This window comes from Psychroflexus planctonicus (genome assembly GCF_014640195.1).
GTDB classification, from domain to species: Bacteria; Bacteroidota; Bacteroidia; order Flavobacteriales; family Flavobacteriaceae; genus Psychroflexus; species Psychroflexus planctonicus.
Map to the genome: position 1 here is coordinate 232,808 of NZ_BMGM01000005.1, position 16,142 is coordinate 248,949.

Annotated in this window: 15 protein-coding genes and 1 pseudogene; 11 read left to right on the forward strand and 5 right to left on the reverse strand. The window is 34.8% G+C overall.

Translation table 11 applies throughout. The features are described from left to right. Positions 1-83: 83 nt before the first annotated feature. Both IEV72_RS07115 and alr read left to right on the forward strand, forming a co-directional pair. A complete protein-coding gene (locus IEV72_RS07115) occupies positions 84-728 on the forward strand; it encodes a thymidine kinase (protein ID WP_188458405.1) in 645 nt (214 codons plus the stop codon). After that, complete coding sequence (gene alr, locus IEV72_RS07120) at positions 715-1,824, forward strand: alanine racemase (protein ID WP_188458406.1); 1,110 nt, start codon at positions 715-717, stop codon at positions 1,822-1,824. The genes IEV72_RS07115 and alr overlap by 14 nt, the downstream gene beginning before the upstream one ends. A 27-nt stretch (positions 1,825-1,851) precedes the next feature. Here the strand turns inward: alr and IEV72_RS07125 are convergent, their stop codons facing one another. Both IEV72_RS07125 and IEV72_RS07130 read right to left on the reverse strand, forming a co-directional pair. Further along, the gene (locus tag IEV72_RS07125) at positions 1,852-2,199 is read right to left on the reverse strand and encodes a HepT-like ribonuclease domain-containing protein (RefSeq protein ID WP_188458407.1); all 348 of its coding nucleotides are present in this window, start codon (positions 2,197-2,199) and stop codon (positions 1,852-1,854) included. After that, on the reverse strand, positions 2,192-2,491 hold the full coding sequence (locus IEV72_RS07130; protein WP_188458408.1) for a nucleotidyltransferase family protein: 300 nt from the start codon (positions 2,489-2,491) through the stop codon (positions 2,192-2,194). The genes IEV72_RS07125 and IEV72_RS07130 overlap by 8 nt, the downstream gene beginning before the upstream one ends. Before the next feature lie 220 nt (positions 2,492-2,711). Between IEV72_RS07130 and IEV72_RS07135 the strand changes: the two genes are divergently transcribed. Continuing rightward, positions 2,712-3,317, forward strand: coding sequence for a hypothetical protein (locus IEV72_RS07135; protein WP_188458409.1), 606 nt, complete (start codon positions 2,712-2,714; stop codon positions 3,315-3,317). Here IEV72_RS07135 and IEV72_RS07140 read toward each other — a convergent pair. Together IEV72_RS07140 and IEV72_RS07145 are read right to left on the reverse strand one after the other, a co-directional pair. Beyond that, complete coding sequence (locus tag IEV72_RS07140; RefSeq protein ID WP_188458410.1) at positions 3,314-6,724, reverse strand: DUF8818 domain-containing protein; 3,411 nt, start codon at positions 6,722-6,724, stop codon at positions 3,314-3,316. The genes IEV72_RS07135 and IEV72_RS07140 overlap by 4 nt on opposite strands. A gap of 137 nt (positions 6,725-6,861) precedes the next feature. Next, a complete protein-coding gene (locus tag IEV72_RS07145; RefSeq protein ID WP_188458411.1) occupies positions 6,862-8,052 on the reverse strand; it encodes an ATP-binding protein in 1,191 nt (396 codons plus the stop codon). A gap of 355 nt (positions 8,053-8,407) precedes the next feature. On the opposite strand from IEV72_RS07145, the gene IEV72_RS07150 reads away from it, so the two are divergent. From IEV72_RS07150 to IEV72_RS07185, 8 genes and pseudogenes are all read left to right on the forward strand, one after another. After that, on the forward strand, positions 8,408-9,169 hold the full coding sequence (locus IEV72_RS07150) for an exodeoxyribonuclease III (RefSeq protein WP_188458412.1): 762 nt from the start codon (positions 8,408-8,410) through the stop codon (positions 9,167-9,169). A 43-nt stretch (positions 9,170-9,212) separates the two neighbouring features. After that, positions 9,213-10,178: an OmpA/MotB family protein gene (locus IEV72_RS07155; RefSeq protein WP_188458413.1), complete on the forward strand. Its 966-nt coding sequence runs from the start codon at positions 9,213-9,215 to the stop codon at positions 10,176-10,178. 142 nt (positions 10,179-10,320) lie between these two features. Next, complete coding sequence (locus IEV72_RS07160; RefSeq protein ID WP_188458414.1) at positions 10,321-10,569, forward strand: type II toxin-antitoxin system Phd/YefM family antitoxin; 249 nt, start codon at positions 10,321-10,323, stop codon at positions 10,567-10,569. Continuing rightward, on the forward strand, positions 10,570-10,830 hold the full coding sequence (locus IEV72_RS07165) for a Txe/YoeB family addiction module toxin (RefSeq protein WP_188458415.1): 261 nt from the start codon (positions 10,570-10,572) through the stop codon (positions 10,828-10,830). A 99-nt stretch (positions 10,831-10,929) separates the two neighbouring features. Then, positions 10,930-11,757 carry an ankyrin repeat domain-containing protein gene (locus IEV72_RS07170; protein WP_188458416.1) on the forward strand — a complete coding sequence of 276 codons (828 nt, stop codon included), beginning with the start codon at positions 10,930-10,932 and terminating at the stop codon, positions 11,755-11,757. A gap of 156 nt (positions 11,758-11,913) precedes the next feature. Continuing rightward, entirely contained in the window at positions 11,914-13,332 is a 1,419-nt protein-coding gene (locus tag IEV72_RS07175; protein WP_188458442.1) for an alkaline phosphatase, read from the forward strand. Positions 13,333-13,416: 84 nt separating this feature from the next. Beyond that, positions 13,417-13,638 carry a hypothetical protein gene (locus IEV72_RS07180; RefSeq protein ID WP_188458417.1) on the forward strand — a complete coding sequence of 74 codons (222 nt, stop codon included), beginning with the start codon at positions 13,417-13,419 and terminating at the stop codon, positions 13,636-13,638. Between the two features lie 240 nt (positions 13,639-13,878). Next, a pseudogene (locus IEV72_RS07185) lies at positions 13,879-14,253 on the forward strand (GxxExxY protein). A 178-nt stretch (positions 14,254-14,431) separates the two neighbouring features. Here the strand turns inward: IEV72_RS07185 and recJ are convergent. Continuing rightward, entirely contained in the window at positions 14,432-16,135 is a 1,704-nt protein-coding gene (gene recJ / locus IEV72_RS07190; protein WP_188458418.1) for a single-stranded-DNA-specific exonuclease RecJ, read from the reverse strand. Positions 16,136-16,142 lie beyond the last annotated feature (7 nt).

Consider the following 16,142-nt stretch of genomic DNA (forward strand, 5'->3'; position numbering starts at 1 on the left):
TTTTTCTCCGCTTTTATTTTTTAGTAATTTTACGCATTACTTGGCACAAATCTACGAATTATTATACCGTTTTAATACACAAAATGTTTCTTGAAAATACAGTAAATCACGAAGAACAATTTGGCTGGATAGAAGTTATCTGCGGCAGTATGTTCTCAGGAAAAACCGAAGAACTGATTCGCCGCCTAAAGCGAGCGCAGTTTGCCAAACAACGCATCGAGATTTTTAAGCCCGAAATTGACCGCCGTTACGACGATGAAGATGTGGTTTCTCACGATGAAAATGCCATTCGGTCTACACCTGTTCCTGCGGCGGCAAACATTCGATTATTAGCTGATGGCTGCGATGTGGTAGGCATCGATGAAGCCCAATTTTTTGATGATGAAATTGTTTCGGTGTGCAACGATTTAGCCAACCAAGGCATCCGTGTAATTGTAGCGGGATTGGATATGGATTTTAAAGGAAATCCGTTTGGTCCCATGCCTAATTTAATGGCTACGGCAGAATATGTAACTAAAGTGCACGCGGTTTGTACACATACTGGAAATTTGGCGCAGTACAGTTTTCGGAAATCTACCAAAGACGACTTGGTTTTGTTAGGCGAAACAGACGAGTATGAACCGTTGAGCCGAGCCGCTTTTTTTAAAGCAATGCGTGTGCAAAAACAAGCCGAACAAATCAAAAAAGAGCCAACAGAAACAAAAAATAACTTCCATGCCAAAGGTTGATGAAACGCGCTTAGAAATTGACCTAAAAGCGCTTACACACAATTACCAACTTCTTGCCCAAAAGCTGCCCGAGCAAACCCAAATTATGGGTGTAGTCAAGGCTTTCGCTTATGGTACCGATTCGATTACAATTGGAAAAAAACTAGTTGATTTAGGCGCAACTCACCTAGCCGTTGCTTATATTGAAGAAGGTATGCGCTTTAGACGACGCGGAATTGAAGTTCCTATTTTGGTGTTTTATCCGCAATTGGAAGATTTGCCTAAATTATTGGAATACAACCTGATTCCGAGTGTGTACAATTTTCATTTTTTGAGAAAGCTAAAAACGGCTTTAGTTGAAGAAGATATTAACAACTTCCCGATTCATATAAAAATAAATACCGGAATGAATCGCTTGGGCTTCGATTTGAAAGATGTAGATGAATTACAAAATGAATTAACTTCTGGTAATTACTTTAAATTAGAAGGTGTTTTTTCGCATTTATCTTCTGCGGGAATGCCTTCTGAAGATGATTTTACACAAGCACAAATCAACAAGTTTACCGGTGTAGTTGAAGCATTTCGGAAAAATGTAAATCCTAATTTCATAGCCCATTTGTGCAATTCTAGCGGAATTTTAAGTCATCCAGAAGCCGCTTTCGATATGGTACGAGCCGGCATTGCTTTGTACGGATATGGAAACAATCCTGAAGAACAAAAGGAATTGCAAATCGTTGCTAGTTTAAAAACTCGAATCGCTCAATTAAGGGAAATTCCCAAAGGTGCCAGCGTAGGTTACGACAGAAAATTCAAGGCTGAAAAAACTTCCAAAATAGCCACTTTGCCTTTGGGTTATGCAGATGGAATTTCCCGCACCTACGGGAACCAAAAAGCAGAAGTGCTTATACGTGGGAAAAAAGCACCGATTGTTGGCAATGTTTGTATGGATACTATGATGGTAGATGTAACCGAAATCGAATGTCAAGAAGGCGATGAAGTCTTGGTATTTGGTAAAGCGCATACCGCTTTAGACTTTGACAAAGAAAAACAAAGCATTCCTTACGAATTGATTACCCGAATTTCACAACGCGTGACGCGAGTGGTTTTGGAAGATTGATTTTTAGGCATTGTTAGTTAGTCTTTGTTATTCATCTTCAATTAACTTGTTAATCTCGGATTTCAATTTTGGAAGGTGAATAATTAAAACCGACCAAATATTCTCATCAGAAATAGTATCATAAGCATGTATAACCTGATTTCTGAGTCCGATAATTGATTTTGCATTAGCGATTTTATTTTCAAACGAAGTATCTCTTTTCAATATTCTATTCATTGCTTCCCCGATTATTTCAAGATTTCTTTCGATAGCTCTTTTAAGCATGATATTCTTACGATATTGAAAAAAGTCTTTTTGTTTATTATCAAAATATCCATCTATCTCTTCAATTGCAAATTTAATATCATACAACCACTTGTGAATCTTCTCATCCATAAACAAGCTCTTTATTTTTATCAATTGAATTAATTAGAATTGGATTTCGTAAGGTTTGTTCTTCAACCAAATCAATTTCTCGACCAAATAATTCTTTTAAATTTTCTTTGAGATCTATATAATTATCAAAATATTCAGCTAAATCAATTTGTTTAAACCTTACCAAAAAGTCAAGATCACTTTTAGCATTAAAGTTAGGAGTAAGAGCAGAACCAAATAGATACATTTTTTCTACATGATATGTATCACAAAGATTCTTTAATTTTTTGATATGTTTGTCCTGTAGGTTCATATTCAAATTTAATTAAAAAATATTATTCAAATTGTTTTTTTCGACTTAATAATAAATACTAACATTCAACTAACAACAAATAAATTTTTACCTTTATAAAATAAAAAAATAGCCACCGCTATACTACTTATTTATGAACCCCTAAGCCACACCTTTTGAGTGTGGTTTTTTTAGATTAATTTGGCACGGTTATTACTATATTTTGTCAAAATATTCAATTATGAAAAAAACGCTTTTGCTCGTTTTGACTATTTTAGTGTTTTATCAATTTAGTATTGGACAAGAAGAGCGATCTAAAGGTTCATTTGAGTTTAGTGTTTTGGGTTCAGAATTTGTAGATAAAACATCCATTGGTTTTTCTTTAGCTGCTAGTACAAGCTGGCATGAATATTTTCAAATTGGATTTGGATTTCAGTCTGCTTTTCATAGTCAAGAAAATTCCTTTAGTTATGCAGTTGGCTCTCCTTATTATACTGCTTCTGCCTTAACTATAAATAATATTGCTCAGTTGTATTCTATAGGTGATTTTTTTATTGAAGCCAATGCCAATTTTGGGGTCTTAAACATAAGTTTACAGGATCAAGATTTTCAAGACTTTAATCCTGTTTTAGGAATTTCCGAATCAGAAGCAATTGCTCAGGAATTTTTTCGGCTTTTTCAAGGCGGTATAACTTTGAGTTACATTATTACTAAAAAAGATCGTGCAAACATTTCCATTTTTGTTAGAACTCTAAATAATCAAGCTTTTGGAAACGTTCGTTTTGGAGGAAAAAACGGAAATAGTAATTTTCAGTTTAATTTAGGTATAAAATTAAACGCCTTTTAAAAATAAGCTCTCAACTGTACGTTTCCGGTATGAATTGCTCTTGTTCCTTCACTTTTTCGACCGAAGTAGGAAAGGTTTAAATCTAAAAATTTGGTTATTTTTTTCTGAACAAATAATGACCAAGTAAAGTTGTTATCGGGTTGCAAACCTTCCATCATTTGGTAGGCAACAGGGGTAAAAGTACTGCCTTCAAATTCATTTTGAATAAAGTTGAATTCCCCGTTTATACTGTATTCTTGACCTTTGTTGAAGGTAAAGGAAGTTCCTAATTTACGTTGGTTTAATTGTTCTTGACCTTGTAATTGATTTTCCTGAATGGCATATTCTACAAAGGCATCAAAACGGGTGTTTCCGCTTAGTAAATAAGATAGTTTTGGATTGATGCTGAAACCTTCGAGTAGGAAATTTCGGTTTTCAAAATTTTCAGAAAAACTCTCCGATGTATTCAATTGATTCTTCAAAGTAATCAGCCAAGTGTCTTTCATTTTATGTATAAAATTAAGCTGATGACTTTCGGTATTGTTGTCCTGCAAACCGATGGAAAGCAAATTCCGAGCCTGAGATGAAATGTAGGTGTACGAAGTAGTGTAACGCTGTTTTCCACGATTAAAAAACAAGGTGTTTCTGAAATTAACATTCAAACCTAGCTCGTCTGCACCATTGGCACTAAACGGATTCAAATTGAGTAAATTCCCATCTCTAGCCACTTTGCGATCTATTAAATAAGAAGTTTGATTGAAGAATTTACTGATTAATTTTTTGATGCCTTCTTTTCCTGCCCAAGAACGAAAATTAGCGGTAATTTGTTGGCTAAATCGGTTTTGGTTGGTGCGAATAAAAACTTGATTGGGTAGCAAAACCCGCACATAATCGGCTTCACCTGGAAATTGAGCAATTTCAAATTCGTCTAATTCCTGAACTCCGTTTTCATTATAATCTATCCAAACGTACTGGCCGTCGCCAGGATTTACTTCCAAATACGTGAATTCCTGTTGTGCAATGCTTCCGCTATTGGTTTCATAAGAAGTGGTGAAATTTAGTTTTCTATCAAATAAAAATTGGTTGTATACCACACGTGAATTCAAGGTGTTTTCATCTTCAACATTTTCATCTAAGTTATTCAGATTTCGGTAGCTGGCAAAAATAGAAAGCTTGCTGCTGGCTGAATTGACCAAAGTAGAATTGACGTAAAAATTATTAGAGTTATTTACCCGCTTCAACTGATTGCTGCGTAAACTGTCATTTTCTCTGTAACGGTAGCCTACTTCTACAAAAACCTTGGTGCTATCTCCTACTCCTGTAAATACTTCGTAACTTTTAAAAGCTTGGGTGTTGATGGTAAACTCATTGGTTTCTACTTGGTTTTCTTGGTTGTCTTCGTGCGCAAATTTGGCACCTGCCCAGTATTTTCCGAAGTCGTAAATGCCAAAAATATGCGAACGCGAAAATTCTGAATCCAAAACCCTTCCTTCAGATTTTAAATAACTTCCTGCTCCATTCAACCGCAATTTATCAAGTTGAACCGCTGCTGAAAGGACTTGACGGTTTCCGGTGAAACTTTCGCTAAAATCCAAATGCTGAAATTGATATTGAACTTGCCCCTTCTCGGCATTTTGCAATTGGAAACCTGTGTCTACATACAATTGATTTCCAGCGGGTTCAAAAATATTCCAATCCCTTTGAAATTCTACATTATACAAGCGTTCTATGCTGGTGTAGTTTTTTCCGATGTAATCGATGTTTCCCAAATAATCGAGATTCCATTTGGCTTCCTCTTTGGTAAGGCGTTGTTTGGTTTGAATTTTAGCTGCTGTACCTTGATTGTCTTCATTATCTATTTTGGAAAAAGTGTTTAAGTCGTTGTTACTTACCGCCAATTCGCCATTGATTTGTGAAAAATCTCCATTTTGATATGCCGCTTGCACCACACCTATTTGCAATAAAGTGGGAGCAAACAGTTGAGTAACCGGCTCAAAATCGCCTTGCGGAACACCGTTGATGGGTGGCACATATTCAAAAACACGGCTGATGTTTTCTGTGCTACTCACCACATAATTTCCTTGGTTGGCACCCACATTGGAAAACCGAACACTAAACAATTCATCTTCTGGATCAGTGGAAAACACAAAAATTTCCGTTCCGTTGAAGGTTTCTTTTCGGTACAAAACCCGGTTTTCAGAAAACTCACTTTCAACTGCACTGGGTGCTAACATTTGCTCTTGGTCGTCTCCGGCTTCTTGCAACACCTGTACTTGTTCATCGGTTAAATTTTGGCGCAAAGGCTGATTTTTTAAATCACTTTCATTGAAAACAAAACTGCTGATTTGCAATTTTTTAGTAGCATAACTTCCACCTGCGGTAGCGATGATTCGTGAGAAATTCTGGTCGGCATATTGGTATTCCACCACGATTCGCATTTCAGAAGAAATAGGAAAAGTGGAGTTAAAAATAATTTCACCTGCATTGTAATCGATAATGTAATCTTCGGCTTCACCCCGTTTTAAGCGAACTCCGTTAACAAACACTGCTTCACTTCCCGAAATAATCAGTACAAACAATTCGCCGTTGGGTCCGCGAAGTTTATACGGACCTTGATTACCTTCTTGACCCACTAACTCACTTCTGGTAAACACACCACGAACCAAGGCACCAGACACGTAAGCTTCAGCTTGGTAATTCTCATTTCCAAATTGTGTAGAAACCAATAATCCTTGTACTTTTTTGGTGTAACTGGCAAAAAAGGACTTGGTTTCCATCAAATCGATATCGCCGGCTCGGATGCCCCAATTTTTCCCTTCCAATTCAATAAACACTTGGTCAAATTCATTCAAACGTTGTGAATATCCACCTTCTTGTGTGGGAACATTGGCGTCTTTAATGGAAGCACGCAGTGTAACATCATCCGATAAGTTACCTGAAATTTGCAAATCCAATTCGGAGTTTACTACCGCATTTTGATTGTTACCAACGCGGATTCCACGTGAAATACTTCCGCTGGTGTTCAGTCCATCAAATGGAACAAATTCTTTTTTTACGTTACTTTGTTGTAGACTGTATAAATTTTCTTCCGAAGCATTTGCAGGCAAAATAATATGCTCGTCTAGGTTTTTGTAAGTTTTGGTTAAAAAGCTGGGAAAACGCGTGTAACTTACAACAAGTGAGTCGTTTTCTTGTTGAAGTTGTTTAGAAGGTAGCAAAATAGCCTTCATAAAGTCAGCATGATAAGCTGAAACTGGAATAGTATCTAAATTGAGTTTTTGCACTTTAAAATTCAAGCTGCTGATGCTCACGGAATCCAGTACAATACTGTCTTTTGTAGCGAGTTTTTTGGTCACATAGGTTTGTTCTTGAGCTTGAACACCCCAAGTTAAACATCCCAATACAAACACCAAAAGCCACTCCCGCATATCAAATAAACTAAAGCTGGGTTAGATTATTTTGCAAAAGAAGCTAAGAAATGCGATTAAATGCATTTCTGCACTTAAAAATGTAATTTCTTTTGTGGAAAGTGTAAGTAAAATTTCTTTTTAGAAAGCAGCTTTCATCAATACATAAAGCCAAAAAGCCAAATAGGAATTACATTCCCAAAGCCAATTTCAATTCCATCTTTTGCAATGTACGCGTCTGAAACTCCCGAAATCTGTTTTCGGGTTTTGCTTTTACCACCAATTTCAAAAGTATATTTTTGGTTGATGAGGAAATCGGCTTGCTGTGATAAATGAACTTGGTGCACATCTGTAAATTGATTTAAAAAAAAGGTTTCTCTTATGTTACCCACATTCGTGTTTACTTTAGCTAATGTGTACATTAAATTGGTGTTGTGTAAGTACAATTTTTCTGGTTTGGTTAAGACGCCTATTCCTTTTGTGTTTTTATAAAGCTCAATCATTAAATTAGCTCTGCACAGTACTTTTATAGCATGAACAAGACTATTTCTGGTCAGTCCGATTTTTTCACTCAATTTTGAAATATTTGGTGTGAATGGCGCACTTGATGCAACTGCAATCAGTAATTTTTTTAGCCTTACTAAGGTGTCAAAACTCATATCTTCTATCGCATTAATATCCGTTTCAATTACTAAATTGATGGTATTTAGTAGTTTTTGGGAATAAGCATCTTCATTTTCGATAAAATAAGGATATGCACCGATTTTTAAGTATTTGTCAAACAAAGCTAGAGGTTTGATGGATTGCAGTAATTCATTTGAAATGCTTTGGTGGTTGTTCAGGATATCTTCAAAAGAATAAAAGGGTAATTTTTGCTTCGTTTCTAATTCAATAAATTCTCTAAATGATAATTCTTTTAAATGATAGCTAACCGCTCTTCTACTTAAATCAGATTCAGATTTATATATCTGCAACAATGACGATGATGTAAAAATTACTTTTAGATTAGGAAAAGTATCGTAGATTAGTTTTATTTCTCTTGACCAATTTGGGTATTTGTGTACTTCATCTAACAAAAGGAACTTGCCTCCAAAAAGCTCGAATGTTTTTGCAAGTTCAAATAAAGTTTTATCATAAAAGTAAATGTGATCTAAGCTTACATATAAACTACTATTGGTGGGCAAATGAAACTTTGCCAATTGCAGAAGTAAGGTGGTTTTGCCTGCACCGCGAGCTCCTTTTATCGCTATCAGTCGATTATTTAAGTCTAAATTCTGAAGTAAATAACGCTCAAAATCTTTTGATACGCCCAATAATTTTTGCTGAAATTCTAATTGTAAGTCTTCCATAGTGCTTTTATAAAAAGCAAATATACAAATATAATGCTTTTTTTAAAAGCACTTTTAATATTATTTTGCTTTTTCAAAAAGCAATGTTGATATTATCAAATTTTAAAACTAAACTTGATAATTATAGTGGTGTATGCTTCCTTGATCACTTTTTATTCAAGGAATTTAAATTCATCAACAATCAAAAACATCCATCTTTAGTCTTCCCAGAATGGAATAAGTTCGGTTTGAATTTATATTTAAAGCCGTTTTATGTAATTCAGATTTAACTATCAAAAATAGTTTATAGAATAATTAAGTTCATTTCAATATAAAAAAGCGAAATTCCATTACTTTTGAAATCAAATACTTTTCAATGAAAATACTTTCCTACAACGTCAACGGAATTCGCGCAGCTTTAAAAAAAGATTTGATCAGTTGGTTGAAAGCAGCCGATGCAGATGTGGTTTGTTTTCAAGAAACCAAAGCCCAACCCGAACAAATAGACAATTCGCTTTTTGAGGACATTGGATACAAGTATTGCTATTGGTTTTCTGCCCAGAAAAAAGGCTATAGCGGTGTGGGAATCATCAGCAAAACTGAACCTAAAAATATAGTGTACGGAACAGGAATAGATTATATGGATGCAGAAGGGCGAAATCTCCGTGCCGATTTTGAAGAGATTTCCATCATGAGCATGTATTTGCCTTCGGGAACAAATGATGCTCGATTAGATTTTAAATTGAAATATATGGACGATCTTCAAACCTACATCAATCAATTAACCAAAGAAGTTCCCAACTTAAACATTTGTGGCGATTACAATATTTGTCATGAACCCATAGACATTCACGATCCAGTTCGACTCAAAAATGTATCTGGATTTTTACCTGTTGAACGCGAATGGCTTTCAGCCTTTTTAGCAAGTGGATTTACAGACACCTTTCGTTTGCAACATCCAGAAGAAACCGCTTATTCGTGGTGGAGTTACCGTGCCAATGCAAGAGCCAATAACAAAGGCTGGCGATTGGATTATCATTTATTAGCCAATCACTTACAAGATAAAATAAAACGAACAGCCATCTTGAATCAAGCCAAACACAGCGATCATTGTCCTGTACTTTTAGAACTCAAATAAATACGAAACCCAACTTAAAACCGTTCAACTTAAAAAACAAATCATGAAAATAATACGTTTATTTATTGCTATCGTGCTTCCAGTAGTATTGCTTACTTCTTGTGTAAGTCAGAAAAAATTCAAGGATTTAGAAGGAAATTACAATCGTTTAGTAGACGATTATCAAGAATTAAAAGATAATCATAATGATACAAAAGCAGAGCTGAGCGATGTAAAAAGCAAATTAGCCAACCTAGAAAGCGAATACAATCAGCTAAAAGAAAAAGAAGAAGAATTGCGTATGGAATATGCCAATATGCAAACTAATTATTTGAATTTATCTAAATCTTACGATGCTTTAGAAAAAAATAGCTCTTCTGCTTTGGCTGAAAACTCAAAAAGAAATCGTGAATTATTAAAAGAATTAGAAGAAAAAGAAAAAACTTTAGCGGAAGAGCAAACCCGATTAGAAAAGCTTCAAAAAGATTTAGCTTCTCGTTCTGAGCGCATCGATGAGCTTGAAGGCTTAATTGCAGATAAAGAACAAAAAATGAATAATTTACGCGAAAACTTGTCTAAAGCCTTAACGAATTTTGAAGGCAAAGGCTTAAGTGTAGAGCAACGCGATGGCAAAGTATATGTTTCTATGGAAAACAAATTATTGTTTAGTTCAGGAAGCTGGTCTGTTGGAAGCGAAGGGAAAAAAGCAGTAACTGAATTAGGAAAAGTACTAGCACAAAATCCAGATATTGCCGTTTCTATTGAAGGACATACCGACGACGACCCGTACCGCGGAACGGGACAACTTACTGATAATTGGGATTTATCAACTAAGCGCGCTACCGAAGTTTTAAAATTGTTGTTGAAAAATAACAACATCGATCCACAAAACTTAACCGCAGCCGGAAAAGGAGAACATGCTCCGGTTGCTAGCAATGAAACTGCAGAAGGCAAAGCGAAAAATCGTAGGATTGAAGTGGTTTTAACACCTAAGTTAGATGAAATTTCAAATATGTTGAATGAGATGTAGGAAAAAATTAATTTTAAATTTAGAGTTCCAAATCTTGAATTAGGTTTGGAACTTTTTTATGTTCTAAAATTATTTTACTTCAAGTCAGGTCATTTTAAAACCGAAAAGTACTTTTTTAAGTACTTTAAAGTATATTTGTATTATGGAAACAGTTAATTATACAAATTTTCGTTCAAATCTAAAGCATTGGTTTGATAAAGTTGTGGATGATGTAAGCGACATTATCATTAAACGCAAAAATGGTAAAGACCTTGTTTTGATATCATTAGACGAATACAATTCTTTAAAGGAAACATCTTATCTGTTGACAGGTAAAAATAGAGATGTTTTATTAAACGCTATTAAAGAACTGGAATCAGGAAATGGGACGCAAAAAGACTTAATCGAATAGATGAAATTAACTTGGTCAACTTCATCTTGGGAAGATTATTTGTATTGGCAGAAAGTTGATAAAAAAATAGCTAAGCGAATAAATGAACTTATTAAGAGTTGCATGCGAACACCTTTTGAAGGAATTGGAAAACCCGAAGCTTTAAAAGGTGACTTACAAAGGTATTGGTCTAGGCGAATAACATCTGAACATCGATTGGTTTATAAATACGATAATGAACACATTATGATAGCAGCTTGTCGTTACCATTACGGAAAATGATAATCTGTCTAGCTCAAATTTGAAATCTCGCTAGCGCGGATTTGTAATCCGCGCCTTTACAGCAAACAATATCAACCAATAAATTAAACCAATTATAACATGAAAAAATATATTGTATTTTTAATACCCTTAATATTTTATAGCTGTCTAGATTTTAGACCACCATCTCATAATTTTTCAAATTTTTATGATACGCCTGCTGAACGCATTGTAAAAGCTATTGAGAAAAATGATTTAGAAGTTATTAGAGAAGAAGCAAATAAAAATGAAGAAATCTTAAATTTTAAAGACCCTAAATATAACATTTCTTTACTATCAATAGCCATTCTCAACGACAGGAAAAAAGCTTTTGAAGAATTGCTAAAATTGGGAGCTAACCCAAATATTATAAATGGGCGGCGGTGTGATACACCGCTCGGGGCTGCAGTAAAGTTTGAACCGCCAAACTGCAACATGTTTTTTATTAATAAGCTCGTCGAGTATAATGCAGATGTTAGATTAAGGTATGGTGATGAATATGGAGAAGCCTGTAATAATGTCTTGAATAATGAAGCTATCGTAGATGTAATTGTTTACAAGAGTGATGATATGAAATGTGGTATTAGGATGTTACAAGCATTGACGGCTAATATAGGTTGTGTTGATTTAAATGTTAATAATAATCCTGAAGATTTTTATCATAATATAATTAATAGTAGCTTAGTCGAAGCTAATTTAGAAGCGCTTAAATTTTTTATTATTGATTTAAAATGCGAAGTCCCTGATAAAATATTTGTAAATGGTGCAGCTGTAGAAGACTTTGGAAGTGGGTACTTTACTTTAGAAGAAATACTTGCAAGTGATTCTTTTCCTACAAGGAATAAACCTTTTAATGCTGAAGTTAGAGAGGAGCTATTAAATTATTTAAAAAACAACGGTACAGATTAATGCTCTGACAGAGTGTATTCATAATTTACTAGCGCGGATTACAAATCCGCGCCGTCGGAATCTAGGTCAACTTCTACAAAAACAAAAAATTTCTAACCTTAACTTAACCTAAAAAACAAGATTTACTTTTAAGTTTGAAGCAAATATATAAACATGATGAACCGAAGAAAGTTTTTTAAAAATGGTGCTTTAGCTACCGTAGGAGTTGGATTATTAGGTGCTTGTAATGAGGTAGATCAAATTTCAAAAACAACTGAATCATCTTCCAAAAAAGCCAAAAACATCATTTTTTTAGTGAGTGACGGAATGAGCCAAGGAACTTTGACTATGGCTGATTCGCTAAAGCAACGCATGTATGGAAAAGCTTCGGTTTGGTTAGATTTATATAGAAACAACAAAGTGAATCGTGCTTTAATGGACATGGCTTCAGCAAGTTCGATTGTAACCGATTCGGCGGCGGCTTCTTCATCTTGGGGTGGCGGTCACCGTATTCCCAATGGCGGAATAAACGTGGGACGTGGCGGAGTTGAACACAAACCCATTTGGCAAAAGTTTTTAAACGCAGGTAAAAAAGCTGGAATAGTTACTACCGTTCCTATTACGCATGCCACTCCAGCAGGATTTTGTGTAAATAGCGAAAGTAGAAACGACCAAGATGGTATTGCAGAAAAATACCTCGATTTGGGGTTAAGCGTAATGTTGGGCGGTGGCCAAGATTATTTTGACGCTAATTTTCGGGAAGACGGGAAAGATATGTATCAAGCTTTTGCTAATAACGGCTACACTGTAACTACTGAACGTGATGAAATGTTGGCTTCCGCAAACAACAAAATTCTAGGGGTTTTCGATAAAAGTGGATTGGCTTATACATTAGATCGAAATAACGAGAAAGAAATAGAAAAGCAAACGCCTTCTTTAGCTGAAATGACCCAAAAAGCTATTGATGTAATGAAAAATTCTCCTGAAGGATTTGTTTTACAAGTAGAAGGCGGAAAAGTAGATTGGGCTGCACATGCAAATGATGCCGGCGCCTTAATTTACGATCAAATGGCATTTGATGATGCGGTTGAAGTAGCTATGAAATTTGCTGAAGCCGATGAAGAAACTTTGGTAATTATCACTACCGACCATGGCAATGCAAATCCTGGAATAATGTATGGAAAGGATGTAAATGAAAATTTTGATCGTTTGCAAAGCTTTAAACATAGTAACGACTGGATTTTACAAGAAATCACAAAAAATGATAGCGTAGAACAAGTTAGAGAACGTATTGAATATGCTAATAACTATGGAATTAGCAAAGCGCAAGCACAATCTATTTTAGATTATTACAAAGGTTTAGAAAAGCCTGAAGAAGGTGTTTACAATTACAAAAAACTACCCTTTAAGTTGCTTTCTGAAATTCAGCAAGAATATCATTCGGTGGGTTGGATCAGTACCAATCATTCTGGAGATTTTGTTGAATTAGCTATGTATGGACCACATAGTAATCAATTGAATTCTTTTATGCGTAATACCGATTTACATAATTTTATGTTGAAGGCTACAGAAGTTGAAGATTTTGCAACCTACTAATGCTTAATACGTTAAAATTAAGTTTATTGATGTTATTTTAAGATTACTCAAAGCTTTTCGTTTTAAATTTAAATAAAAAAAGCTATGAAACTATCTGCCATTTCATTTTTAATTATCACCACATTTATACTTATTGCTGTAAGTATAATGGCTGCGCTAGATGTAAGTTTCTCTTGGGTATTTTTCGCAACAGTACTTGGTCAAATTTTTTTGGTTTACACAGTATATAAAGTATTGATAGACAATTATAAAACCGACAAAACTTTTGATGATTGGTATGAAGATGAGCCCATTGAGAAAGAATAATTTGAGTTGTCAATATCCTGTGAATTAGAAAAGAGAAATTGTTAGTGTACTAGTCAAAAATAGTCTGATTATTGTTGATGCTCAGCTAACTTAAATAAACCGCAATAGGAACTTTTCATTATATATTACGATTTTAAAATGCTTGCCACTAACCAGCCTGCTGCTGGCAGGTGCACGAATAATTAATTAGTGTATTAGTGGCTAATTTTATGTATTTTAGATAAAAAATTAGGTTTTCTTATGGCTAATTTAATATATAAAGATGAAGCTTACGAAATTATAGGTAAGTGTATGGAAGTACACAACCAACTAGGTGCTGGTTTCTTAGAAATTGTCTACAAAGATGCATTGGAATTCGAATTTAAAAAATCAAACATTACCTATCAAAGAGAGAAATAATATAAAGTGAATTATAAAGGCATTATCTTACCTCATCACTTTTACGCAGACTTTGTTGTTTTGGGTAAAATAATTTTGGAAGTAAAAGCAGTTTCTGCCATTTCTGACGAATTTGTTGCACAAGCCATCAATTATTTAAAAGTTTCACAGAACAAGTTAGCTTTAATTGTAAATTTTGGAGAACATAAATTGACCTATAAACGGATTGTTTTATAAGTTAAAATTCTGAAAGTTGAATATTACCACTGATGCACTAATATTATTCGTTAATCCATTCGTGTATTCGCGGCTATTTCTTTCTTATTTTAAATCACGGAATCTTATTTATAGTTACTTTAAGAGACTTGCCACTAATGCACTAATTTTAATTTTATTTGTTAATCCTGATCAGTGATTAGGTTTTTTCTAAGCGCACATCTCGCAATCGTAGCTGAAGACTTACTTGGTTATTCCATTCGTTTTCTTCGATACTGTAAATGGTTTCAAAAGCTGCTTTCTGGCGGATGGCTTCTGCATGTTTTCCCAATCCAAACCCAATGGCTGAAATCCGTTCGCGTTTATTTTTTTGGTACAAACTGCATTTTAAGTGTTCTTGATCTTTTCCAACTCCTTTAGCATAACCTGTATCTTTTATGTCCTTACTGTAAAATAACGGACTCATATTTCCTGGTCCAAAAGGAGCAAATTGTTTTAAAATTCGATAAAACTTTGGCGTAATATCTTCTAAATTTAATTCTAAATCATAATTCAATTCTGGTTGTAGTAATTCTGGCGCGATGCTGTTTTTTACTACTTCTTCAAACTTAGCTTTAAACTTAGGATAGTTTTTTTCTTCTAAAGTAAGTCCAGCTGCATATTTGTGTCCACCGAATTGCTCGATAAATTCAGCGCTTTCTTCTAAAGCATTATACACATCAAATCCTTTCACCGAACGAGCCGAAGCCGCTAGTTTTTCACCGCTTTTTGTAAAAACCAAAGTCGGTCTGTAATAAGTTTCTGTTAAACGGCTTGCTACAATGCCAATTACACCTTTATGCCAATGTTCTTGGTATACTACCGATGTGTAATTTTTTTGTTCGTTTTGTGCTTCAATTAAAGCCAAAGCTTCCGCTGTGATATTTTGGTCGGTTTCTCTTCGGTCTGCGTTGTATTTTTCAATTTCGGCTGCAAAAGTTTCTGCTTGTTTTATGTCTTCTTCAATCAGCAATTCCACTGCATGCAAACCATGTTTCATTCTTCCTGCTGCGTTAATTCTTGGCCCGATGATAAAAACCACATCGGTTATGCTTAATTCTTTCTTTTTAGTAAGTTGAATGATAGCTTGAAATCCAGGTCTAGGCTGAAGATTTATTTGCTTTAACCCATGATACGCCAAGATTCTGTTTTCGCCACTAATCGGAACAATATCCGAACCAATGGCGGTGGCAACCAAATCTAAATATGGAACTAATTCTTTAAAATTTCTTTGTTCTTTTTCATGAAAAGCTTGCAATAATTTAAAACCTACTCCACAACCACAAAGCTCTTTATACGGATATTTACAATCTTCTTGTTTAGGGTCTAAAACGGCGACAGCTTCAGGAATTTCCGCTCCAGGTCGGTGGTGATCGCAAATGATGAAATCAATTCCTTTTTCTTTGGCATAAGCTACTTTGTCGATGGCTTTGATGCCACAATCTAAAGCAATGATTAAGCTAATTTCATTGTCGGAAGCAAAGTCAATTCCTTGATAAGAAACGCCATAACCTTCTTGATAGCGATCAGGAATATAAGGCGTATTATGTGGATAAAATTTACTGAAATAAGAATACAAAAGCGCAACACTGGTGGTTCCATCTACATCGTAATCTCCATAAATTAAAATACGTTCTTGATTTTTAATCGCCTTTTGAATGCGTTCCACAGCTTTTTCCATTCCCTTCATTAACCAAGGGGAATGCAATTGATTTAGGCTTGGCCTAAAGAAGTTTTTCGCTTCTTCATAAGTAGAAATATCACGTTGAGCCAATAAATAAGCAATTGTATAATCTACTTGAAGCACTTCTTGAAGATGTGCTACAATTTCTGGTTTCGGTGAAGCTTTGGCGGTCCATTTCATAACATAT